Raw genomic sequence first — 22,642 nt, forward strand, 5'->3', positions numbered from 1 at the left:
GCAATCAATAACTGGATAACTGCAGGTAATTAAAAGGCGGGAAAGTATAAAGCAAAAAACCCCGTTGCTTTTCAGCAACGGGGCTTCGAAATTTGGCGGAAGAGTAGAGATTCGAACTCTAGAACGCTTTCGCGTCGCCGGTTTTCAAGACCGGTGCCTTCAACCACTCGGCCACTCTTCCATTGGTTATTGTTGTCCTGCAATCACTTGGCTGCTGGAACGGGGCTTAATGTAAAAGATAGTCCGTACTGCGTCAATGGTTTTTACCGTATATTGCGTTCAATCGCCCTCTTTTTGAACACTTGCTAAAAAGAGCAGCAAACCCTGAACAAAATCTCGACAACGATATGATAAATAACAAAAAAACCAACCAGAATAAACTGGTTGGTTTCACGCAAAGAAAAGCGTAACAGTGGACTAAATTAGAAGTCGTAACGCAGACCCACTGCAAACACGTCATCAGTTGTCAGCTCGTTAGCTTTGGTGAACTGATTTTCGTCCAGCAGGTTGATTTTGTAATCTGCGTATACGCGGAAATTGTCGTTCATGTAGTAGGTCGCGCCGATATCAACGTACTCGTTGTAAGTATCGTTGATATTCATGCCGTTGTCCTTCACATCGGTACGAATATATGCGATGGATGGTTCAATTTTGCCTTGATACTGGACAACAGCTTCGTAGCCGCGCATTTTGTTGAAGTAGCCAGTGTTACCCGCCAGGTTGTTACCCTTGAAGTTGTCACGGCCTTCAGAATAGGTCATCGCTGCGTAGATGTTGCCATACTTGTACTTCAGACCCAGCGCAGTGATTTGTGCATCGTTGTCGCCACCGAAAGCAGCGCGAGTTTGCAGGTCAGTTTTCTTAGCGCTGGTGTAAGTTACCGCACCACCGAAGCTACCGAAACCAGTGTCAGCGAACTCATAACCCAGCGCAGCTGCGTAGCCGTCACCAGTTTGATCTTCGCCGTTGATCATGTCTTGATCGTTAGCAGTGGTGTACTGCAAACCACCGATAAAGCCGTTGCTCTGGATCATGTACTTCAGCAAACCGTCAGTACGGCCAGTACCAAAGCTGTCATTTTGCTTGCCCAGACCATCACCACCAAACTCTGGCAGGATATCGGTGTAATCGTTAACGATAGTCATCAGACCATCTTGACGACCGTAGGAGATACCACCGTAAACGTCGTGCTGCAGACCAGCGTAAGCATAACGAACTTCGTTATCGCCGCTTGCTGGCAGGTTGTATTCGAACAGACCGATACCCTTCAGGGAATCGTTGATTTGAGTTTCACCGCGAATACCAAAACGCGCATAACTCTGATCACCACGTACCGCTTTGTCTGAAGACATATAGTTCAGACCTACAGCACGGCCGTAGAAATCAATCTTGTTATTGTCCTTGTTGTAAATCTCAGCGGCTTGAGAGGCAGCTGAAACCAAAAGTGCCGGGATTACGATAGCAAGTACATTACGTTTCATGTTAGTTATCCTCACTGCTTTTCCATTTCTTATTGGCGTTATGCCTTGTGAAACTCACGGGACCTGACAGCAAAAATTAACGAGAACGAACGGTCAGACCGGTAACTATTCGTAATTTTTGATGTCAAACTCCCACTGGAGTACAGCAAATGTAAACTAGCTATTGTCTAGCACCTATGCCATCAGGTGTATAGGGGTATGCAAATTTTGAATAAGTATCACTGGTTATTGTCTCAAAACGTTCTCGCAACATGTCAATAAAACAGCGAATTTTGGAAGGTTGATTCCGTCTTGAGCGGTAAACTGCATAAAACGGTAATTCGAGACCATATTGGCCATCGAACAAATTAACCAGATTTCCCTCTTGAACATCCCGTAAAGCAAGCACATACGGTGACCAAATAATGCCGTGCCCTTGCAAGGCCATCCCATAGGCATGTTCAATATGAGAAAATGTCAGCGAGCCCTGTATTTTTTTCTCAATTATCTGCCCATCAGGCAGGGAATAGCGCACAACATCCGGTGGCAGCAGACCATCATCGAGCATCACAAACTGGTGCTGATCGAAATCCTCTGGGCTTTGCGGTATGCCGAATTTCTCCAGATAACTTGGCGCGGCGTAAAACGAACGGCGGCCGGTGGTCAGGCGCTGGGCAATCAGATTGCCGTTATTCGGCTTGTGCTGGCACAGCAGGATATCACCGTCAAAATCACTGTATCCATCCTGCACCTGCACGTTTTTCAGTACGATGCGAATGCCCGGATAACGGGCCAAGAAGTCGGACAGAAAGAAATTGGCCAATTGGGTGCCAACCCGTGCCGACGACGCAATCACCAGCTCACCGGAGACTTCCTGTTGGCTGTGATCGATAAAATTCTCCAGTTCCTTAATCTCATTCAGCACGGCATAGCAATGCTGCAGTACTCCGGCCCCAATCTCGGTTAACTGTATCTGGCGCGTGGTTCGCTCAAACAAACGCTGGCGCAGTTGGTCTTCAAACTGGCGTATCCGGCGGCTGACCGTGGGCTGGGGAATATCCATTTCTTCTGCCACCCGGCTGAAACTGAGCTTTTCCGCAACCCGAACAAATAAGATCATGTCATCAAGCTTAAATCGCATGGATTGGATTCCTCTTTCAGCATTAATCCAGCTAGAAAATCTGCCGCATAATACAGGATTCATCAGCTTTAAAAAGTCTGTCACCCCGTTGTAAAAAAGACACTAAGTCTGCTCTATACCGCCCAAATGGAGCTTTTTTTAGGGAAACGTGCGGTCATGGCATGAAAACAGAGAATTCACGGGATAAAAGCAAAATACAACCGGCGAAGGAACACCTTCATGCAGTACCACAAAAATCAATCATCATAAATATCATATGGTTATAAGATAAAGTTTGGTTATCTCGTTCGACGCTGAACTGTTCAATGTATAAACAGTCAATTATTGTATGATGATTGTATTTTTCCGATAAAAAACAGCCCAGCAGAATGCTGGGCTGAGGCTTAAACCAGAAACGGTTGTTGATGTTTTAACCAGTTGGTGAGCTGAGTGATGTCGCGATCCACCATCGCTAAACGCCAACACGGGGTATAAGGCCCAACTAACAGCCCTGTAATATCCCCTTCCATGTTGTCAATTTCGTGATCATGGTGATGACGATATGGAAAACGCTCGGCCCACTGCTGCAACTGCGCAATACGCACCGCAATATCGGCCTCGCTCCACTGCGCCGTTTGGCTTTGTTGTTGCTCATACAAGCTTTGCACTGCATCGTGTAACCGCACCAACAGCAATAATAAAGAGCGCCAATCTTGCAAGTTACGTGGGCTGGCATTGGGCTCAAGGTGCAGATAGTTCACCTCTTCATGCAACTTGCGATAAGCCCGATTGGCACGCCACAGATACACGTGCACGTTGTCAGCTTGTGCACTGATCGCTGACAGCAACCGGATCTCTTGCTCGATCACCCGCACCACATGGGCATCAATCCACAGCCGAGTCCAGCTAGGCATAATCAGATGGATAGACAAAAATGCCAGCACCGTACCCAACAAGGTATCGAATACACGGTAGAGCGCAATCACCGGCTCAGTCGGATTCATCTGCGCAATGGCAAACACGATCAACATGGTCAGCCAAAACACATGCACCTCATAACGCGCCTTGTAATAGGTAGCGAACGCCATGAAGGTCACGACACACGTCAGGAATAAGATGGTCAGGCTGTTATGCAGCACCGCCAAAATCGCCAGTGCCAGCAGGCCACCTAAGAACGAGCCATAAAAGCGGTTGCGGATCCGGTTTTGTGCCGCACCCAGCGGTGCAGTCAGTAGCACAATAAAAGCCGTGAGCGTGATCCAATAACCCTGCTGGACATGGAAATAGAGCGCCAAACTTTGGGCACACGTCATTACCACCATCATGCGCAGTCCGTGCTGGATCTCACGTGAGCCGCGCTGGCAAGCCGCTTTCAGGCTATCAACAAAGCTGACGCTATCGCTTGGCCAAACCCGCTCAATCTCTTCACGATTCCACGTAGTGCTGGCATTTTCTGGCGTCATCCCTTCAGCCGTGGATGGATTGCGTTGTTGCCACGCCTGTTGAATGCGGCTCGCCGATAACGCAACCGAATACGCCGCATCATTCACCGGCTCAGGCGCAAACGGAGGCAATTCCGCCGCCTGCTCCCGCACCGCTGCCGACACAGCCATCAACCACTTACGAGTATCCCACGCCAGCTCTTCATGCTGGTTGAGCTCATACAGGGTTCGCGCCAAACTGCCTAAGCCGCCGGAAAAAGCCAGCAGCGTTTTAAACTCGCGATAGTAACGGCGATTACGGCGTGTACGCGGCACCGAGCGCAACCAGTTGGCCAACACACCCAGCGCAACATCGAAACGCTCACGCTGTACCAAGGTTTGGCGCGGATCGGTAAACGCGTGCGAGGCCAAACTTTGCAGGTAATCCGCCAAATTGGCGGTAGTCACTTTGAGTAACTGCTCACCTTGGCGACCAGAATCCCACAGCCATCCCACCAGCGAAAACAGCAGCGCCAACGCCACGGCGCAGGTGTTAGCGGCCAGCACAACCTGCCAAGAGACATGCTCTTGCGCAAAATGCAGCGCCATGATCAAGGTGAAACCGAAGTTATACGCAATCAGCTGAATGTATTTGCGCTGATTGCCCATCAGGCCATACACCATACCGAAGAGAGATAATCCCAGCATGCCAAACCATGGCGACAGCAAATACAGCTGCGCCATCAAGGTCGCCAGAATACAGATAAGACCGGATAACGAGAGGATCTTAGCGCGCTTTGGGTAGGAAAGATCGCGCCCTAATACGCCCACCAACCATGCAGTGATCAAGCCCCCCACCCCTGCGGACGGCTGACCCAACCAAACAAAGAGTAACAGCACCAGCATCATCGGGATCGAGATACGCACCCCATCGGGCAAATCGGCTTTACTCGGGAACCACTCAAGCAAACGTAAACAAATTTTTTTCATACAGCACGCGACATACGCAAGATATTTTTATTGTTGTGATTCAGATGTATTAATTCAGGCAGCGGATCGCGCGTTGCTTGCCGTAATGTTTGACACCAAGAGTGATAAACAGCAAAGAGAGCATCTGATACACCACCATCATGGATGGAGCCAGATGGGCATCAATGTCATCCGACAGGTAGATCCCGCCGGAGATGATCAAGAACAGCACCAAACACGCAGCACCAATATTGATCACGGAAGAGGCCAAAAATGCCGTAATGATAGAGGAATGGAAGAACTCGACCCCTTTGGGAATACAACGAATAGCGTATTTCATGGAAAAGAAACAGCCTGAAAAACCAACGCCGATGGCAACCTCACTTTCATGCACAAAGCATGAAAACAACCCATCCAGACACAGAAATAACAGGTACACGGCACCGTAAGTCAGCGCAAAAGGGATAATCCATTTGTTGTTCATAATTGTGATAACAGCTAGCGGACGATAGAGGACTGAGTAAGTAAGAATACATGCAGCTTGTTGACTGCTTATTAAGTGGACGTAAGCCTACTCCCAATGTAATACGTTGTGAAGTCTTTTGTGATACAAATCTCATTAATTATATTATATTACTCAAGTTGCATATCTCGCCGTTTTCTTCGCTATAACACCGCTTTAGCGCTCACTTTTCAGCCACAGACAACATCATGCTTGCCATTTATTCTGTCTAACGACGCCCTGCGTATACCCAGAACATCGCCATACGGCTAACAGTGGGATCTCGCTCGCTTTAATGGTTTAATGGGCTACCTACTCCGTTACAGTCTGCTGTCGGAGTGCCTGCACCTTGAGTGTGGGTCTACGAATCGTTGCCTTAAAAAGTGAAGAGAATATGTCTGAAGATGTAATGCTGAACGCAGAAAACGACTGGAATGATGACGAGCTGATCGACAACGCCTACGATATTTTCCTTGAGCTGGCGTCTGATAACCTCGATCCGGCCGATATCATCCTGTTCAACCTGCAATTTGAAGATCGCGGTGCCGCGGAGCTGGTTGATGTCGCCACCGACTGGGGCAGCGAAATGGGTATTCCGGCCAACAATGATCTGTATGCGGAAGTCGTGATCGGCCTGGTTAACGAGCAAGATGAAATCGACGATGTTTTCGCTCGGATCCTGCTCAATCGCAGTAAAGACATGAAAGAATGCCACATTCAGTGGAAGCAGTAAGCACACGCCAAGAAATGAATAACGGGCGGGTAATTGATACCCGCCCGTTTTTTATTTGGTTTTAACTCTAATTCTGATCCCAGTTTTAATGCCGATTTTAGCGTGCTAAGACCAGAGACTATTAATCCCGCGCAGCAACTGGTTGTCGCATCAATACCCACATGAAAAGCACGTTAACCACGGCAGTTAGCACGAACAAGCCACCGTATCCCATCCATTCAATCATCAACGAGCCAACCACCGGGCCCGACAAGCTGCCGACGGTATAGCTGATGAGGAGCGTCTGGTTCATCGCTACCAGCTCATGCTTGGCCACTTTCTCACTGGCCAGCGCCATGGCGATCGGGTACAGCGTGAAGGCCGCAAAACCCACGCCGACTAGCGCAATCGACAATATCCAGCGCGCATGACCAAACAGCAGCCACACCGAACACGCAATGATCAGCCCTGTTTGCAGCAGCAAAATTCGATGCCGACCGTATTTATCCGCCATCTTGCCCACCGGCAACTGGCCAACAATCGCCGCCGAAATCAGCAGCGCCATCCAGCGCCCGACCTCTGCATCATCCATCCGAATATGTTCAAGGAATAACGGCAACAAGCCATACAAACTACCGAGCACGATACCGGAAAGCAGACAACCCAAAATCCCGATGCGCGCAGCCGGTAATTTCAAAATCGGCAACAGCCGCACATCATCGGCTTTGTGTCCCATTTTCTCATTGGGCACCGCAAACATCGGGATGATCGCCAGCAGCATCAAGCCACTCATCCAGAACATAGAGGTAGTGAAATGAGAGCCAGTCCAGCTCAGCATCAGCTGCCCACCGACAGAGCCCAGATAGAACACCACCATGTAAACGGCCAGTAAACCGCCCCGCTCTTCCGGCTCACCGAGCGTCAGCAGCCAGCTTTCAATCGATACCCAAATCCCCGCACAGGCAAACCCGACCAGAAAACGGGTGATCCCCCAGGTCAGCACATGTTCGGGTAACCACAAGCCACTGGCGCACACCACAAACAGCGCACAAAACAGCTGATAGCTACGCGCATAGCCCAAACGCAGTACCGTGCGGCCACACAGTAACGTCCCGATCAGGGTGCCGGCGTAGTATGCCGATGTCACTATCCCTATTTGCCACGTTGAAATATCGGCTTTACTCAGCCACAGCGGGATCAGGGTATTTTGCTCCGATAGGGCCACCGTATTTAAAAAGACGCCCAACAACAACGGAACAAGAATGCGGACCAACGACAACATGAAAAACCACTCAAATAAATCAGGAAGAGAATAGACGCAACGGCGACATCACACAGACACACCGGGAAAGCCGGATCACTTTCCGGAGAGAACAGGCCTATTATTAGCAAAAACTGTGTTAGCAAATCTGCGCTTCGTTATACGCGAAAAAAGTTGTTCAGGGCGCTTCAGGGTGTAAACAAGCGTTAACATGATTTGTACACTCGGCCAGATTTATACCAAGCAATAGCGCATAAAAAAACAGGCCAGTCTCCTCTAAGAGATTGGCCTGTATACAGTTGCACGTCGAAACAACGAAGCCTCGAACTTCCCGCGATCACGCTGTCAGCAAGCGCAGCGATAATTACTGCTCGCTATGCTGCTTACCCAAACCGTACTCACGCAGTTTGTTGGCAATCGCGGTATGCGATACACCTAAACGGCGTGCCAACTTACGGGTACTTGGGTAGCTGCGATACAAGCGGGTTAATACCGAACGCTCGAAACGCTTGGTGATTTCATCCAACGAGCCATCAAGCTGATCGTCGCCCAAGCTAATTTCGGTTTCAAACTCCGGCAGTTCGATATCTTGCGGCGTCAGTACATTGCCTTCTAACTGACTCAAGGCGCGATAAATCGCATTACGCAGCTGACGCACGTTACCCGGCCAGCCATAATGGCAAAGAAATGGCATCAGCTCAGGCACTAACATTGGCCGTTCAATGCCCATTTCATCGGCGATCCGAGTGATGAACAGATTCGCCAGTTCAGGAATATCCTGCTGCCGTTCACGCAGCGGTGGCACGGTTAAGGTTAATACGTTCAGACGGTAATAGAGGTCTTCACGGAAAATGCCTTTGTGTACCAGCTCCAGCAGATTCTTTTGCGTTGAGCAGATCACGCGAACATCCACTTTCACTTCATGATCTTCGCCGACACGGCGGAAGGTGCCGTCATTCAAAAAGCGCAGCAACTTGGTTTGCATCTGCGAGGACATCTCGCCAATTTCATCCAAGAACACAGTGCCGCCATTGGCCTGCTCAAAAAAGCCTTTCTTGCTTTCGGTAACGCCTGGATAAGCTCCTGGCGCATGACCAAACAGCTCACTTTCTGCCACGTTATCAGGCAGCGCGGCACAGTTTAGCCCCAAAAACGGCAATGCACCGCGATGGCTACGTAAATGACACGCGCGCGCCAGCATCTCTTTGCCAGTACCGGTTTCCCCTTCAATCAGCAACGGGGCATCCAGCATGGCCAATTTTTTCGCCTGCGCGACCACCTGCTTCATCTTCGGACTTTCGGCCAGAATATGGCCAAATACGCTGTCGTCATGCACATTATGCATCTGCAGCTGACGCCCCAACTTGGCAGCAGAGCGTAACATCACCACGGCACCCGCCAGCAATGGCTTGCCTTCATCCGCAGTATGGGTGATGTAAACGGGGGTCAAATCCATCAGGTAGTCTTGGCCACGCACCACAATGCGCTGCGACACCGCTTCGGCGTGCTGCTCATCTTCCAGCCAGCGGTGGAAATTAAATCCACTGAGCAGATTCTGGATAGTTTCTTCCAGCAATTGCTCTTCGCTCATGGAAAACAGCGCCAAAGCCGCTTGGTTGACCAAATCAATCTTGCCGCGCAAATCCACAGAAAAGACCGGATCTGGCAGCGCCTGTACCAGCGCCTTAAGTTCAGTATGCTCGCGCTCTACCGGCATAAAACGCACTTTGCGTACATCCGTAATGCCGGGAATACGCCGGATCTCCGTCATCAGACTGCGGAAACTTTCAAAATCAATCTCAGGAAAGCTCAGGTAAATCCGGCCTCCGGTATCAATCTCAATGCCCCGTAAATCAATATCTCGTCCGACAAGCAGATCGAGCAGTTCCCGCGTCAACCCGACGCGATCTTCACAAAACACTTCCAGTCGCATACGTTACCGACCTTCGCGATGATTAATCCAGATGTGGGACGATGATACCCCGCTCTGTGCAACAGATGAAGGCACGTGTCATTATTTCTTGACAGAGACAGCGAAATTATGTGACTGAGAAAATTATCATCTGCACTAAACTCATTTTAAATCAATGAGTTATTAAAAACCGCCCTGCTATACTTTTTACAATTTGACACGGCAAAAACAGAATATCTTCCCTCTATTTACACCTTAATCTGCTGTTTTATCCCGATTTTCTGCATGCAATCGATACGTTTAGCAAAACTGAGGCAGTCTGTCAGACTGCCAGTAAGCGGATGATGTCGGCGCGTAAAGTTTCTGGTGCGGTCTGTGGCGCATAACGTTCCACCACCTGACCTCGGGTATCAATCAGAAACTTAGTGAAGTTCCATTTAATGGCCTCTGAGCCCAGCAAACCAGACTTTTGTTTTTTCAACCAACGGTACAGCGGATCGGCGTGGGTGCCATTGACCTCGATTTTTTGCATCACCGGGAATGTCACGCCATAGGTCAGTGAGCAAAAACGGGCAATTTCCTCGGCCGAACCGGGCTCTTGTGCGCCAAACTGGTTACACGGGAAAGCCAAAATCACAAAACCCTGCGCTTCCAACTCGCGATACAGTTTTTCCAACTCAGCGTACTGCGGGGTAAAACCACAGCGACTAGCGACATTCACCACCAACACCACTTGCCCACGCAAAGATTGCGTATCAAAAGGCGTACCGTCTAGCAACGTTAGGGGGAAATCATAAATTTCGGACATAACAGGCCCTCCATGGTCCGGTTTACTTCACGTGCTACGAACACGCATCATGTTGAAATGGCATGCATGCCATGCGCGTAGCCAACATGTACATATGGAATGAGTGTAGCGGGAAAGCGGCAAAATGTATGGCAGGGAAAATAGTGCTTACAGAAAGAGTATAGAAAACAGTCAAAAGCGTGAGCGCCGTTATATAATCGGCGCTCACGTGGAGGTTAGAAGTCTTGCCTATGTGACCGGTTACTGCGCCGGATTTTGTGGCTTACTGAGCAGCTGTTTAACCTGCGTCAATAATTCTTGACGGATCATGCCCAAACGCGGTTTGTCATCGTTGATCCACGGCAGCGGACGGCACAGCTCCATCGCCTTGATCCCCAAACGCGCGGTCAGGAGCCCAACGCCAATCCCTTGCGCCGCACGGGCCGATAAGCGTGCGGTGATGTCTTGCGACAGCAAATCGACGCCCACGTCACGTACCACATCGGTCACGCCGGCAAATGCGATGTTAAACAGCACCATCTTCAGCAGCCGGACACGACTGAAATACCCCAGCTCAATGCCATACAGATTGGCGATTCGATTCACTAAGCGCAAATTACGCCAAGCGATAAATGCCATATCCACCAGCGCCAACGGGCTACAGGCCACCATCACCGCCGATTCTGCAGCATAGCGACTGATCTCAGCCCGTGCCTGCTTATCCAGCACCGGTTGCACCATGCTGGCGTACAGCCGGATCACTTCCTGATCATTATGCGTATCTTGTAACTCGGCGCGCCAACGCTGCAAAACCGGATGCTGCGCATCCAGCAACGATTGATGTGCTAACTTCTCACAAAACGGCCGTGCTTGTCCGATCCCTTGGCTGTGCAACAGGTCCGTGGCGACCTCACGCTCACGCTCGCGACGGCGTAAAGTCAGCAAGCGTCGCCATTCACTGGCCAGTGAGCCAATTCCCGCGGCTAACACCAAACCACCCGCGCCAGCGGCAGTGAGCAGAACCCAATCCCCCCCTTGCCACGCATTAATGACGCTATTAATCGTCTGGCCCACCGCCGCGACGCCAAAGCCGAGTAAGCCTACGCCCAGCAAACGACGCCACAGACTGCGCCGAGGCTGTAAGGCTTGTGTGACTTGCTGATCCAGCGCTGCTTCGGTTTCCACTACGTCAGTTTGCACAAATGCCGCATCCTGATTAAAGGTCTGCTGTGGACGCAATATCTCTTCGCTGCTGACCGCTTGCGGCTCGGCAAAAGTGATCTTCGGACTTAGCGTTTCGGTATGACGCTCATTCGCTGCCATGCGCTCGCTGTCCGGCTTGATCGTCGATTCACGGGTATTCATCGCAGCTTATCTCCCAGTAAAAACTCCATCGCGGCATCCATACGGATATGCGGTAATGGCTCGTCCGGCGCACTGACACGCGGACGGAAAGATTCAAAATCAAAGTGTTGCTGCTGCCAAAAGGCTGCTGACGGCAGGCGCGCCGGAACATCGCCCGGATACACCAGCAGCGGCGCGCCATCACTGAGGCGATGACCGCGCAGTGCGCTCATTGTGCGCCCTTGATGCTGCACTTGGCCCACTTCGGTGGCCTGTACCGAGGCCAGACTGATGCAGTCCATCGCAATGCCCTCAAACGCCGCGCTTTGCCACGCTTCTTGCACCAGTTGTTGCAGCAGTGAGACCTGATTGGCGTGCTGATCGGGCGTCACATGATCTGACTTGGTGGCGGCGAACATCAGTTTATCGATGCACGGCGAGAACAACCGGCGCAGCAGTGTGCGTTTACCGTAATGGAAACTTTGCATCAACTGCGCCAGCGCCATCCGCATGTCATTAAACGCCTGCGGGCCGATATTCAGCGGTTGCAAGCAATCCACCAGCACAATTTGGCGATCAAAACGGGCAAAGTGATCGCGATAAAAGCCTTTCACCACATGTTGGCAATAGTGCTCGAAACGGGCCTTGAGCAAGCCTAAATTACTGTTTTTATCTGCCTTGCTAAATGCCGTTTCATCTAACGCCCCAAATGGCCCCTGTTGACCCGGCCACGGGAAAAATTGCAGTACTGGCGCATCGGCTAATTCGCCCGGCAGCACAAATCGCCCCGGTTGGATAAAGTGCAAGCCCTCATCTTTACAGCGCTGCAAGTAAGCGGTGTATTCACGCGCAATATCAGCCAATAAATTTTCATCAGCGGGTGCATGCGGATCGCATTTAGCCGCAAGGGTCAGCCAAGGCCGCGCCCATTCCGCCCGCTCACCTTGCAGCATATCCATCATCTGCTGTGACCACTGGCGATAGCTTTGCTCCAGCAGAGGTAAATCCAGCAACCATTCCCCCGGATAATCAACGATCTCCAGATTCAAGGTGGCCAGCTCACTTAAGTGCCGCAATAGTGAATGCTGAGGACGATAACGGATATTCAAGCGAATTTGGCTGACGCCACGAGTGGCTACCGGCCATGCCGGAGGGTCAGAATGCAAACTGAGCATGCCTTCATCATAGGCAAAACGCGGGATGGATAAATCGCGCTGCGGAATACGCTTGATGCCTTGTATTCGCTCTTCGCGCACCGCAGAAAATAACGGTAAGCGCGCACCAGCATTCACATGCAGCAGTTGATTGACTAGCGAGGTAATAAAGGCCGTTTTTCCGCTGCGGCTCAGACCGGTCACCGCAATACGCAGATGCCGGTCTAAACCGCGGTTTACAAAGGTCGAGAGTTCATTTTTTATCAGATTTTTCATGCATACTCACAACAGATCAGAACAGTTGTCTGATTATACGCCTTATAGCTGACGAAATTTGTTTCGTACCTTAAAGGTTTCTGATGTCACATAACCTTCTAAACGGCGCAATTGGGTTTCCAGTTCGGAAAATTCCTGATCCAATGTCTGGATCCGGCGATGAGCCGACTCTCCCGCCTGCCAGGTTTTAGACTTGAGCGCCGGCTCTTCGTAAACCACCTCGCCTTCGCCAGTGTATTTATCCATAAACAGCCATGCGGCCAGATAAGCCAAAATCACGATCCCCGCACCACCGAACAAAAACACGGTGATCACCATGATCCGCACCAGCCACACTTCAATGCCAAAGTAGTGCGCCAAACCAGCACACACCCCTGCCACTTTGCCTTCGCGCGGATAGCGATACAGGTTGCCGTTACCGGTCATGATGGCTCCCTCCAGTTCGGGTGTTGAGAGTCTAAAATCACTTCCAATGAACGAATACGCTCGCGCATCTGCTGCGCTTCACGGGTTAACACCTCCAAACGGCGGCGCTCTTCTTGGCTCAAGCCTTCGCCCAATTCACGCTTGCTGCGATAGTGCAGCCACAGCCAAACGGGCGCGACAAACAGGAAGAAAATCGTTAACGGCACAGACAGGAAAAAGCTTCCCATTGTTACACTCCCTTTCGATATGCAGGGCAGCAGGCTGCCCTGACGATAATAATGATGGTGCGATGAATTGCGCGTCCATCAGCCTAAGCAAAACCGCGCTAACCGATACTCAAAGGTGGCACGGTTAGTCTTTTTGCTGCATCTTGGCTTTCAACGCAGCCAACTCACGGCTGATGTCATCATCGGCCTGCAGTTCGGCAAACTCGTCATGCAAATTCTTTTGCTTACCGATAGTCATACTATCTGCTTGCGCTTCCATCTGATCAATACGGCGCTCAAATTGCTCAAAACGGGCCATGGCCTCATCCAAGCGCGAATTTTCCAGCTGGCCTCGCACTGAGCGTGATGAAGCCGCAGCCTGATAGCGGACCTGCAAGGCCTGCTGACGGGCGCGCGTCTCGGTCAGTTTTTTCTCCAGCTCTGCCACTTCACCGCTCATGCGCTGAATGCTGCTGTCGACGGCGTCCAATTCTTGCTCCAGACCTTGGATCAACTCCGCCACTTTCTGACGCTCAATCAGTGCCGCACGCGCTAAATCTTCACGCGATTTACGCAGCGCCAATTCAGCTTTTTCTTGCCACTCACTTTCTTGCGCGCGGGCATGACCAATTCGACGCTCCAGTTGCTTACGCTCCGCCAAGGCATGCGCAGAGGTAGAGCGCACTTCCACCAGCGTGTCTTCCATCTCCTGAATCATCAGGCGGACCAACTTCTGCGGATCTTCAGCTTTATCCAGCAGCGCATTGATGTTGGAGTTCACAATGTCAGCAAAACGTGAAAAAACACCCATAATAGTTCTCCTGAATTAGGGCTCCGACCTAAGCGGACCGCTAACTGTTGTTCATTTCCGGCTACGCACTCGGGTGGTTTATCCCACTTCCGTGCTGCGCAGCGACCTGTTCACTGCTATAACCATATCAAGTTGCATGCCAAGTTTTTTGCATTCAAGTAATGCATTGATTAATAACAAATTAAATAAAGGGATGGCTTTTCGGCGGGGATAATGCTATGACTAAATTAGCTAAAAAATAGTGAAAATGACCACTTATGAGATCTTGCCGATCTGTATTACATGGCATGTTGCCCAACGCGTGAGTCTCGATTCGAGCATAGCGTTGAGCTGCTATGTGAATAAACAATGTGAATAAACATTTGGTCATCTCGCCTCGCCACAGGAGCACCACCGCGCCATGAAACGTAACGACAACCTCATCGGCGTCGCCGACAGCTTTACCCGCGTACTGGAGCAAGTCTCCCGACTCGCGCCGCTGAACAAACCGGTGCTGATTATCGGCGAGCGCGGCAGCGGTAAAGAGCTGATCGCCAAACGCTTGCATTATTTGTCGCGCCGCTGGCAAGCTCCGCTGCTAACCCTAAACTGCGCTGCGTTAAACGATAACTTGCTGGATTCGGAACTGTTCGGTCACGAAGCCGGCGCTTTTACTGGCGCACAAAAACGTCACGCCGGACGCTTTGAGCGCGCCCAAGGCGGCAGCCTCTTTTTGGATGAGCTAGCCACCGCGCCACTGCGGGTACAAGAAAAGCTGCTGCGCGTCATCGAATATGGTGAATATGAACGCGTGGGCGGCAGCCAAAAACTGGAGGCCGATGTGCGCCTGATCTGCGCCACCAACGAAGATCTGCCAGCCAAAGCCGCGCGCGGCGAATTTCGTGCCGATTTGCTAGATAGATTGGCTTTTGATGTGATTAACCTGCCGCCGCTGCGCCATCGCCGCGACGATATCCCGCTGCTGGCTGAATTTTTCGCTGTAGAGATGTGCAAAGAGTTAGGTTATCCGCTATTTGCCGGTTTTACTCCGCATGCACTGAGCGCATTAAATGAATACCCGTGGCCGGGTAACGTGCGTGAGCTCAAAAATGTGGTCGAGCGTGCGGTATATCGTAATGACACACCGCAAGAGCCAGTGCATGAGATTATCTTCAATCCTTTTGTCGATTGGGAAGCCACCCCGCAATCAAGCAACCTAACTCAGACAAACGAATTCCCTTCAACTACAGGCGTGCCATCCGCTAGCCCATCCGCCTCAGTGCCTGAGTCAGCGCTGGCCTCAGCTGCTATAGCCAACGCACAACCGATGGCGCTCAACTTCCCTGTGGATTTAAAAGCTTGGTTAGCCGCGCAAGAGCAGCAGGTCATTCACTCAGCGCTGCAGCAAGCCCGCTATAATCAGAAACAAGCTGCCACGTTACTGGGGCTCACTTACCACCAGCTAAGAGGGATCTTACGCAAGTACCCCGAGCTGCAATCGTTGGACGCAATGTGACCCATTTCCTTTACCTGCAACATGCCCGGCCACAGCACCGGCAGCTCCGGCATTGTGCAATAAATCGCCAGAGGTTGGCGTTCGGCAAGAGTAATGTAAAATGATGCCCTTGTTAGAAAAAAAACGAGTCAACATGAGCGGCCTGAAAATAAGGTGTGGCGTTTCGTTATGGCATGCGTGGTACTGGATCAGCGGTCTATTTTTGCTGCTGGCACAACCTGCATTGGCTAACGAAACTTTGCCGGCAGAGATTTATCAGAAAGGATTCGTCTACTGTACCGCCGGTAACACCAATATCCTGAACCCCCAGCGAGTCAAGGCCGGGGTTACCATTGATGCTATCTCCACGCAGGTCTATGACCGACTGCTGGACATCAATCCTTTTACCTATCGGCTGATGCCTTCTGCTGCCGAGAGCTGGCAGATCAGTGACGCCGGACGCACGTTTACCTTCAAACTGCGCCGCGGCATTCAATTTCACCAGACCGCTTGGTTTACCCCAACCCGCGCCCTGAACGCTGATGATGTGGTGTTCAGCCTGCAACGGATTTTCGATCCGAAATCGCCATACCATATGGTCGGCGGCGGTTCTTATCCCTATTTTGATAGCTTGCAGCTGGGTAGCAAGATTGAGTCCATCACCAAACTTAATGATGACGAAGTGCAAATCAAATTGCTGCGTCCGGACTCCTCCTTCCTGACCCACTTGGCCACGCACTTTGCGGTGATCCTGTCCAAAGAGTACGCCGATCAGCTGCTCAAAGAAGGTAAACAAGAGCAGATTGACCGCCTGCCGATCGGCTCTGGCCCGTTCAAGTTACAAGAGTACCGTAACGGACAGTACATCCGCCTCGCCCGTCACGACGAATATTGGAAAGGTCGGGCGCGCATTGCCCAAGTGGTGGTGGACTTCGCGTCAGGCGGTGCTGGCCGGATGGCCAAGCTTATCACCGGCGAGTGCGATGTTCTGCCTTATCCGGCAGCTAACCAGATTGCCTTGCTGCGAGACGATCCTAAGCTGAAGCTGAGCGTACAATCGGGGATGAACGTCTCTTATCTGGCACTCAACACCCAAAAAGCGCCGCTGAACAACCCGAAAGTGCGCCGCGCACTCTCTATGCTGGTTAATCGCGATCGTCTGCTGAAATCCATTTACTACGGTACTGCGGAACCTGCACGCTCTTTGCTGCCGCCGGTTTCATGGGCGTTTGACCATCGTCTGGCCGAACACTACTACACCCCGGCGGAAGCACAAAAGCTGCTGGCGGAAGCCGGTGTGTCAGATCTGAAGCTCAAATTGTGGGTACCGACCTCCGCACAAAGCTATAACCCGTCACCACTGAAAATGGCTGAGCTGATCCAAGCGGATATGGCCAAAGCTGGGGTGAAAGTGTCAATTATCCCGATTGATACCCAAAGTTTTGAGCGCGGTATGCTGCAAAGCGGCGATTACGACATGGTACTGACCGGTTGGGTTTCTGACAGCGATGACCCCGACAGCTTCTTGCGCCCTCAGCTTGGCTGCAACGCCATCGACTCCGGCAGTAACTACGCACGCTGGTGCGAGCCGCGTTTTGATGCCTTCTTACATGCGGCCCTGACCACCGACAAATTGGCCAGCCGCCTGCTGTTTTATCGCAACGCCTTACAAATTATGGAAGAAGAAACGCCTGTGATCCCAATTGCGCACTCACTGCGCCTGCAAGGGCACCGTGCCGACCTGAACGGCTTGGTTCTCAGCCCGTTCGGCAGTACCTCGTTTTCCGAAGTTTACCGGCAGGAGCCTGAGCAATGATAATCTACACCCTGCGTCGGCTCAGCCTGTTGGTGATTACGGTGCTGATCCTGACCCTCATCGGCTACTGGCTCAAAAGCTATGGTAGCGCGCCGTCGGATCTGTCATGGTTTGACGGTTACAGCCAGTACCTGATGGCGTTGAGCGATGGCAACTTCGGCGTCTCCAACGTCACTGGCGAGCCACTTAGCGAGCAATTGCTGAACGTGTTTCCGGCCACGCTGGAGCTGTGCTTGCTGGCCTTTATTCTGGCGCTGATCATCGGTATTCCGCTCGGTCTGATTGCCGGTGCGCGCCGTGGTCGCTGGCAAGATTTCATTATCTCCGCCATCGCGTTGGTTGGCTTTTCCATTCCGGTATTCTGGCTGGGGATCTTGCTGATCATGCTGTTTTCGCTGCACTTAGGCTGGCTGCCGATTTCCGGTCAACACAGTCTGCTGTATGAAGTGCAGCGGGTAACCGGATTTATTCTGGTGGATGCGTGGTTATCTGACTCACCGTACCGCGAGCAGATTATTTACAACACCGTGATGCACATGATTTTACCGGTGGTCGTGCTGTCGTTATCGCCAACCACCGAAGTGATCCGCTTGATGCGCGCCAGTACCGAACAAGTGGTCGACAAGCCGTATGTAAAAGTGGCGGCTACCCGCGGGTGGTCACGACTGACCATTTTACGCCGCTCGATTTTGCGCAACGCCCTACCACCGATCATTCCTAAATTAGGGCTGTTATTTTCCACCATGCTGACACTGGCGATGATCACCGAAACCGTCTTTAGCTGGCCGGGTATTGGCCGCTGGTTGATTCAAGCACTGAACCAGCATGACTATGCCGCCATTTCGGCCGGTGTGGTGGTAGTGGGGAGCTCTGTTATTTTTATCAGCGTACTGTCGGAACTGGTCGGCGCCGCGGTTAACCCGCTGATCCGTAAAGAATGGTACGAGGTTCACTGATATGCCACACCGTACTGTAATGCCTAGCCGTATGGCACATACTTGGAACCTGTACCGGGGCGATACCGTCTCGATGATCGGTTTTTATGGTCTGCTGTTTTTGCTGATCTTGACTGTCTTTGGTCATCACATCGCGCCGTTTGCGCCGAATTTTCAGTTCATCGACAAAGAGCTGATGCCGCCATCATGGGCGGAAAATGGCAAAGTGGAGTTTTTCTTCGGCACCGACGATTTGGGGCGCGATATTTTCAGTCGCCTGATTTGTGGTACCCAATTGACCTTCGGTAGCGCCTTTTTAGTGGTTTGCACCGCCTCGATTGTCGGTACGCTGATCGGTATCGCCGCGGGGATGTCCAAGGGTCTGAAATCCTCGATTTTGAACCACACGCTGGATGCGCTGCTGTCTATCCCAACTCTGCTGATTGCGATCATCGTCGTCGCGCTCACTGGTGCCGGTTTGCTGCACGCCATGTTCGCCGTCTGGTTAGCGCTGGTGCCCCGTTTTGTACGCGCGGTATATACCGCCGTGCACGATGAGATGGAAAAAGATCACATCACTGCGATTCGCTTAGACGGCGCGTCCAACGGCTATATTTTGCGCTACGCCGTACTGCCAAACATCATGGCGATGCTGGTCACTGAATTTACCCGTGGTTTTTCTGTGGCCATGTTGGATATCGCCGCATTGGGCTTTTTGGATCTCGGTGCCCAGCGCCCAAGCCCAGAATGGGGAGCCATGTTGGGTGAAGCCCTCAGCTTGCTGTATATCGCACCGTGGACCGTCACCCTGCCCGGTCTGGCGATTTTGTTCAGTGTGATCATTGTTAACCTCGCCGGTGACGGGCTGCGCCGCGCCATCAACGCAGGAACCGAGTAATGCCACTTTTAGATATTCGTAACCTGACGATTGAAATCATGACTCCGGCTGGGCCGGTAAAAGCCGTGGATCGCGTCAGCTTGATCCTCAACGAAGGTGAAATCCGCGGATTAGTGGGCGAGTCCGGCTCGGGTAAGAGTCTGGTAGCGAAAGCCATTTGCGGGGTCAGTAAAGATAACTGGAAAATCACCGCCGACCGTTTTCGCTTTAATGACGTCGACATGCTGCGCCTGAGCAATAAAGAGCGTCGCCACTGGGTAGGTCGTCATATCTCGATGATTTTCCAAGAGCCGCAGTCGTGCCTTGATCCTTCTGAGCGCGTTGGTCGTCAATTGGAAGAAACCATCCCATCGTGGACGTTCAAAGGCCACTGGTGGAAACGTTGGAATTGGCGCTACAAGCAAGCCAAGGCGCTGCTGCACAAAGTGGGGATCAAAGATCACCGCGAAATCATGCGCAGCTACCCGTATGAGCTCACCGAAGGGGAATGCCAGAAGGTCATGATTGCCATGGCGCTGGCCAACCAACCGAAGCTGCTGATTGCCGATGAACCGACCAACTCGATGGAGCCGACCACCCGCGCGCAGATTTTCCGTCTGCTGGATCGGATGAATCAACTGAATGACACCACCATCTTGCTGGTCAGCCACGACTTGCTCAGTCTGACGCAAACCGCCAATAAGCTGACCGTGATGTACTGCGGCCAGACCATTGAATCTGGCACATGCGAGCAGATTTTAGAAACACCGCACCATCCCTATACGTTGGCGTTGCTGCGTTCAATGCCGGATTTTCGCGAGCCACTGCCGCACAAAAGCCGACTCAGCACCCTGCCCGGCGCGATCCCACCGCTGCAGCACTTGCCGATTGGTTGCCGCTTAGGGCCGCGCTGTCCGCACGCGCAGAAAAAATGCATCGAAACCCCAGTGCTGCGCAAAATCAAAAACCATGAGTTTGCCTGTCACTTCCCGCTTAACGTAGAGGAAAGCCAGCTGTGAGTGCCCTATTAGACGTCACCGGACTCAGTAAAACCTTCCGCTACCATACCGGTTTATTCCGTCGTCACACGGTGGAGGCGGTGCATCCGCTGGATTTATCGCTGGATGAAGGCAAAACCTTAGCCATTATCGGTGAAAATGGCTCCGGTAAATCCACCCTCGCCAAGCTGATTGCCGGCATGGTGGAGCCTACTCAAGGCGAGATCCGCGTGCATGGTGAGCGCCTGTGGTATGGCGATTACCGCCATCGCTGCAAGTTGATCCGCATGATATTCCAAGATCCGAACACCTCGCTGAATCCTAAAATGCAGATTGGTCAAATCTTGGAAGGCCCGCTAAAGCTGAATACCGATCTGACCGCCCAAGAGCGGGAAAATCGGATCATTGCCACACTGCGCAAAGTCGGCTTACTGCCCGATCACGCCAGTGTCTATCCACAAATGCTGGCCACCGGCCAAAAACAGCGTGTCTCGCTGGCGCGCAGCTTGATTCTAGAGCCAAAAATCATCGTGGCGGATGAAGCACTGACCCAGCTGGATATGTCCATGCGCTCGCAAATCCTGAATCTGATGCTAGAGCTACAAGAAAATTTAGGTATTTCCTATATTTATGTAAGCCAGCACATGGGTGTGGTCAAACACATCAGCGATAAGGTGCTGGTCATGCAGCAAGGGCATGTGGTGGAGCGCGGCGATACGAAAACGGTATTTTGCGATCCACAACATGACCTGACACGCCGAATGATTGAAAGTCATTTTGGTGAGGTGCTGACCCCAGCCGCGTGGGAACGACCGGTCGAAATTTAACGCCTAGCTTTACCTGTGCGTAGTCTCTGCCAAAGCAGAGACTACGCACGCATTACCCGCCAATTCCCGCTTATTTGACGCTCAATCACCGTTAAATCTGGCCACTTTTTCCCTTCGCAGCAGCGCCAGACTGCTCGGATGAGCAGGTAGACATGTCGACCACAGCGTGGAACATGGTAGAATCACTGAATTCATTCTTTCGTACAAAGCCGTATTGATATCAGTTTTGTAGACAACAAGGATCTCTTGTGATGGGTTTTCTGACCGGTAAACGTATTTTAATCGCAGGCGTAGCCAGCAACCGTTCTATCGCTTACGGCATCGCTGCCGCTATGCATCGTCAGGGCGCGGAACTGGCCTTCACCTACCAGAATGAAAAACTGAAGTCTCGCGTTGACGCGATTGCAGCCGAGTGCGGCTCTTCCATCGTGCTGCCATGTGACGTTGCAGAAGATGCCAGCATCGATGCCATGTTCGCTGAACTGGCTAACGTATGGCCAAACTTCGACGGTTTTGTTCACTCCATCGCTTACGCTCCGGGCGACCAGCTGGACGGCGACTATGTTGACGCCGTAACCCGTGACGGTTTCCGCATCGCTCACGACATCAGCTCCTACAGCTTTGCCGCGATGGCGAAATCTTGCCGTAAGATGCTGAACCCAGGCTCTGCACTGGTCACGCTGTCTTACTTGGGTGCTGAGCGCGCTATCCCTAACTACAACGTAATGGGTCTGGCGAAAGCCTCTCTGGAAGCTAACGTGCGTTACATGGCGAATGCTATGGGCGCTGAAGGCGTGCGTGTTAACGGTATCTCTGCCGGCCCTATCCGTACTCTGGCCGCTGCGGGTATCAAAAACTTCAAGAAGATGCTGTCTCACTGCGAATCTGTCACCCCAATTCGCCGTACTGTGACCATCGAAGATGTGGGTAACTCCGCCGCGTTCCTGTGCTCTGATCTGGCTGCCGGTATCTCCGGTGAGATCCTGCACGTTGACGGCGGTTTCAACATCGCTGCGATGAACGAGCTGGAAGTTAACGAGTAACAAGCAACGGATAAGACAGCGCGAATAGGTTCACTTTCGTTTCTATAACGTTTGTTCCTATCACGCTGTTTTCTACCAAGCTTGCCTCTATTAAGCTTATCTCTATCATGTTCTGAAAAATCCGCTTCGGCGGATTTTTTTATGTCGGTAGGTAATGCAGACCTTCCCTATCCCTTTTATCTATTCCTTTTCTGTGTCACACATCCCCCTTATTCCTGCTAGCGGTTTAGCATCCGCCAATCCGGAATCTGCCTCACAAGCCGTTATCTTAATGGCATGTAAATCCGCCGCTCGCGCGCAAGCCTACTCCG

The 22,642-nt window shown here is 51.7% G+C and carries 20 protein-coding genes and 1 tRNA gene; 8 read left to right on the forward strand and 13 right to left on the reverse strand.

All coding sequences use genetic code 11. The features are described 5' to 3' along the window. Positions 1-93 precede the first annotated feature (93 nt). The 5 genes from LQ901_RS07730 to LQ901_RS07750 form a co-directional block, all read right to left on the reverse strand. Positions 94-181: transfer RNA gene (locus LQ901_RS07730), tRNA-Ser, on the reverse strand. A gap of 241 nt (positions 182-422) precedes the next feature. Then, on the reverse strand, positions 423-1,481 hold the full coding sequence (locus LQ901_RS07735; RefSeq protein ID WP_010861873.1) for a porin: 1,059 nt from the start codon (positions 1,479-1,481) through the stop codon (positions 423-425). A 160-nt stretch (positions 1,482-1,641) separates the two neighbouring features. Continuing rightward, the gene (locus LQ901_RS07740) at positions 1,642-2,664 is read right to left on the reverse strand and encodes a LysR family transcriptional regulator (RefSeq protein ID WP_081995615.1); all 1,023 of its coding nucleotides are present in this window, start codon (positions 2,662-2,664) and stop codon (positions 1,642-1,644) included. Positions 2,665-2,984: 320 nt separating this feature from the next. Continuing rightward, positions 2,985-4,991, reverse strand: coding sequence for an FUSC family protein (locus LQ901_RS07745; protein WP_010861875.1), 2,007 nt, complete (start codon positions 4,989-4,991; stop codon positions 2,985-2,987). Between the two features lie 49 nt (positions 4,992-5,040). Beyond that, a complete protein-coding gene (locus tag LQ901_RS07750) occupies positions 5,041-5,454 on the reverse strand; it encodes a hypothetical protein (RefSeq protein ID WP_010861876.1) in 414 nt (137 codons plus the stop codon). 427 nt (positions 5,455-5,881) lie between these two features. Between LQ901_RS07750 and LQ901_RS07755 the strand changes: the two genes are divergently transcribed. Further along, complete coding sequence (locus LQ901_RS07755) at positions 5,882-6,205, forward strand: HI1450 family dsDNA-mimic protein (RefSeq protein ID WP_233672391.1); 324 nt, start codon at positions 5,882-5,884, stop codon at positions 6,203-6,205. Between the two features lie 121 nt (positions 6,206-6,326). On the opposite strand, the gene LQ901_RS07760 is transcribed toward LQ901_RS07755, so the two are convergent. From LQ901_RS07760 to pspA, 8 genes are all read right to left on the reverse strand, one after another. Continuing rightward, a complete protein-coding gene (locus LQ901_RS07760; RefSeq protein WP_010861878.1) occupies positions 6,327-7,466 on the reverse strand; it encodes an MFS transporter in 1,140 nt (379 codons plus the stop codon). A 343-nt stretch (positions 7,467-7,809) separates the two neighbouring features. Next, positions 7,810-9,378, reverse strand: a complete 1,569-nt coding sequence (tyrR, locus tag LQ901_RS07765) for a transcriptional regulator TyrR (protein ID WP_010861879.1) — start codon at positions 9,376-9,378, stop codon at positions 7,810-7,812. Positions 9,379-9,679: 301 nt separating this feature from the next. Then, entirely contained in the window at positions 9,680-10,165 is a 486-nt protein-coding gene (locus tag LQ901_RS07770) for a glutathione peroxidase (protein ID WP_010861880.1), read from the reverse strand. Between the two features lie 240 nt (positions 10,166-10,405). Continuing rightward, positions 10,406-11,467: a YcjF family protein gene (locus LQ901_RS07775; RefSeq protein ID WP_036768841.1), complete on the reverse strand. Its 1,062-nt coding sequence runs from the start codon at positions 11,465-11,467 to the stop codon at positions 10,406-10,408. A 38-nt stretch (positions 11,468-11,505) separates the two neighbouring features. After that, positions 11,506-12,918 carry a YcjX family protein gene (locus LQ901_RS07780; protein WP_039046213.1) on the reverse strand — a complete coding sequence of 471 codons (1,413 nt, stop codon included), beginning with the start codon at positions 12,916-12,918 and terminating at the stop codon, positions 11,506-11,508. Positions 12,919-12,960: 42 nt separating this feature from the next. Then, entirely contained in the window at positions 12,961-13,344 is a 384-nt protein-coding gene (gene pspC / locus LQ901_RS07785) for an envelope stress response membrane protein PspC (RefSeq protein ID WP_039046212.1), read from the reverse strand. Beyond that, on the reverse strand, positions 13,341-13,571 hold the full coding sequence (gene pspB / locus LQ901_RS07790) for an envelope stress response membrane protein PspB (RefSeq protein WP_010861884.1): 231 nt from the start codon (positions 13,569-13,571) through the stop codon (positions 13,341-13,343). The genes pspC and pspB overlap by 4 nt, the downstream gene beginning before the upstream one ends. Before the next feature lie 124 nt (positions 13,572-13,695). Beyond that, on the reverse strand, positions 13,696-14,361 hold the full coding sequence (pspA, locus tag LQ901_RS07795) for a phage shock protein PspA (protein ID WP_010861885.1): 666 nt from the start codon (positions 14,359-14,361) through the stop codon (positions 13,696-13,698). Positions 14,362-14,761: 400 nt separating this feature from the next. Between pspA and pspF the strand changes: the two genes are divergently transcribed. From pspF to fabI, 7 genes are all read left to right on the forward strand, one after another. Continuing rightward, positions 14,762-15,856, forward strand: coding sequence for a phage shock protein operon transcriptional activator (gene pspF / locus LQ901_RS07800; RefSeq protein WP_152135916.1), 1,095 nt, complete (start codon positions 14,762-14,764; stop codon positions 15,854-15,856). A 133-nt stretch (positions 15,857-15,989) separates the two neighbouring features. Next, positions 15,990-17,651: an ABC transporter substrate-binding protein SapA gene (sapA, locus tag LQ901_RS07805; protein ID WP_152135917.1), complete on the forward strand. Its 1,662-nt coding sequence runs from the start codon at positions 15,990-15,992 to the stop codon at positions 17,649-17,651. After that, entirely contained in the window at positions 17,648-18,607 is a 960-nt protein-coding gene (gene sapB, locus LQ901_RS07810) for a putrescine export ABC transporter permease SapB (protein WP_039046210.1), read from the forward strand. The genes sapA and sapB overlap by 4 nt, the downstream gene beginning before the upstream one ends. Before the next feature lies 1 nt (position 18,608). Next, positions 18,609-19,484 (forward strand): putrescine export ABC transporter permease SapC, encoded by an 876-nt coding sequence (gene sapC, locus LQ901_RS07815; protein ID WP_010861889.1) that lies wholly within the window; start codon positions 18,609-18,611, stop codon positions 19,482-19,484. Beyond that, positions 19,484-20,482 carry an oligopeptide/dipeptide ABC transporter ATP-binding protein gene (locus tag LQ901_RS07820; RefSeq protein ID WP_010861890.1) on the forward strand — a complete coding sequence of 333 codons (999 nt, stop codon included), beginning with the start codon at positions 19,484-19,486 and terminating at the stop codon, positions 20,480-20,482. The genes sapC and LQ901_RS07820 overlap by 1 nt, the downstream gene beginning before the upstream one ends. Further along, positions 20,479-21,288: an ATP-binding cassette domain-containing protein gene (locus LQ901_RS07825; RefSeq protein ID WP_039046209.1), complete on the forward strand. Its 810-nt coding sequence runs from the start codon at positions 20,479-20,481 to the stop codon at positions 21,286-21,288. The genes LQ901_RS07820 and LQ901_RS07825 overlap by 4 nt, the downstream gene beginning before the upstream one ends. A gap of 251 nt (positions 21,289-21,539) precedes the next feature. Continuing rightward, a complete protein-coding gene (gene fabI / locus LQ901_RS07830; protein ID WP_010861892.1) occupies positions 21,540-22,331 on the forward strand; it encodes an enoyl-ACP reductase FabI in 792 nt (263 codons plus the stop codon). Positions 22,332-22,642: the final 311 nt, after the last annotated feature.

The organism is Plesiomonas sp. PI-19 (genome assembly GCF_021368255.1).
Taxonomy (GTDB): domain Bacteria; phylum Pseudomonadota; class Gammaproteobacteria; order Enterobacterales; family CAMTGL01; genus Plesiomonas; species Plesiomonas shigelloides.

Bases quoted from the DNA above. Each gene is read 5' to 3' on its own strand.
- LQ901_RS07735 (WP_010861873.1), bottom strand. From the start codon at position 1,481: ATGAAACGTAATGTACTTGCTATCGTAATCCCGGCACTTTTGGTTTCA.
- LQ901_RS07740 (WP_081995615.1), bottom strand. From the start codon at position 2,664: ATGAATCCTGTATTATGCGGCAGATTTTCTAGCTGGATTAATGCTGAA.
- LQ901_RS07745 (WP_010861875.1), bottom strand. From the start codon at position 4,991: ATGAAAAAAATTTGTTTACGTTTGCTTGAGTGGTTCCCGAGTAAAGCC.
- LQ901_RS07750 (WP_010861876.1), bottom strand. From the start codon at position 5,454: ATGAACAACAAATGGATTATCCCTTTTGCGCTGACTTACGGTGCCGTG.
- LQ901_RS07755 (WP_233672391.1), top strand. From the start codon at position 5,882: ATGCTGAACGCAGAAAACGACTGGAATGATGACGAGCTGATCGACAAC.
- LQ901_RS07760 (WP_010861878.1), bottom strand. From the start codon at position 7,466: ATGTTGTCGTTGGTCCGCATTCTTGTTCCGTTGTTGTTGGGCGTCTTT.
- tyrR (WP_010861879.1), bottom strand. From the start codon at position 9,378: ATGCGACTGGAAGTGTTTTGTGAAGATCGCGTCGGGTTGACGCGGGAA.
- LQ901_RS07770 (WP_010861880.1), bottom strand. From the start codon at position 10,165: ATGTCCGAAATTTATGATTTCCCCCTAACGTTGCTAGACGGTACGCCT.
- LQ901_RS07775 (WP_036768841.1), bottom strand. From the start codon at position 11,467: ATGGCAGCGAATGAGCGTCATACCGAAACGCTAAGTCCGAAGATCACT.
- LQ901_RS07780 (WP_039046213.1), bottom strand. From the start codon at position 12,918: ATGAAAAATCTGATAAAAAATGAACTCTCGACCTTTGTAAACCGCGGT.
- pspC (WP_039046212.1), bottom strand. From the start codon at position 13,344: ATGACCGGTAACGGCAACCTGTATCGCTATCCGCGCGAAGGCAAAGTG.
- pspB (WP_010861884.1), bottom strand. From the start codon at position 13,571: ATGGGAAGCTTTTTCCTGTCTGTGCCGTTAACGATTTTCTTCCTGTTT.
- pspA (WP_010861885.1), bottom strand. From the start codon at position 14,361: ATGGGTGTTTTTTCACGTTTTGCTGACATTGTGAACTCCAACATCAAT.
- pspF (WP_152135916.1), top strand. From the start codon at position 14,762: ATGAAACGTAACGACAACCTCATCGGCGTCGCCGACAGCTTTACCCGC.
- sapA (WP_152135917.1), top strand. From the start codon at position 15,990: ATGAGCGGCCTGAAAATAAGGTGTGGCGTTTCGTTATGGCATGCGTGG.
- sapB (WP_039046210.1), top strand. From the start codon at position 17,648: ATGATAATCTACACCCTGCGTCGGCTCAGCCTGTTGGTGATTACGGTG.
- sapC (WP_010861889.1), top strand. From the start codon at position 18,609: ATGCCACACCGTACTGTAATGCCTAGCCGTATGGCACATACTTGGAAC.
- LQ901_RS07820 (WP_010861890.1), top strand. From the start codon at position 19,484: ATGCCACTTTTAGATATTCGTAACCTGACGATTGAAATCATGACTCCG.
- fabI (WP_010861892.1), top strand. From the start codon at position 21,540: ATGGGTTTTCTGACCGGTAAACGTATTTTAATCGCAGGCGTAGCCAGC.